1 protein-coding gene is annotated in these 395 nt (G+C 63.5%); it reads left to right on the top strand.

Features of this window, described 5'->3' with window-relative positions; translation table 11 throughout:
- Nucleotides 1-395, top strand: a 395-nt coding sequence (locus GJ668_RS20000) for a DDE-type integrase/transposase/recombinase (protein WP_155451819.1), incomplete at both ends; no start/stop codon positions are given.

Here is a 395-nt window from a genome sequence, read left to right as displayed (position 1 = left end):
GTCTATCCCTATTTGCTGCGCGGGGTCGAGGTCACGCGCCCGAACCAGGTCTGGAGTAGCGACATCACCTATGTGCCCCTGGCGCATGGATGGGCCTACCTGGTGGCGGTCATTGACTGGTACGCGCGGCGGGTACTGGCCTGGCGTCTGTCCAACACCCTGGAGGCCGGGTTTTGTGTCGATTGCCTGGAAGAGGCGGTGCGCGCTCACGGGCGCCCCGAAATCTTCAATACCGATCAGGGGGCACAATTCACCAGCGCGGCGTTCACGGGCGTCCTGCACCGTGAAGGGATCGCCATCAGTATGGATGGGCGCGGGCGGGCCCTGGACAACATCTTCGTCGAGCGCCTGTGGCGCAGCGTGAAGTACGAGGATGTCTACATCAAGGGCTACGC

The organism is Allochromatium palmeri (genome assembly GCF_009720725.1).
Lineage (GTDB): Bacteria > Pseudomonadota > Gammaproteobacteria > Chromatiales > Chromatiaceae > Thermochromatium > Thermochromatium palmeri.
This window is presented reverse-complemented; position numbering and strand designations above follow the sequence as displayed.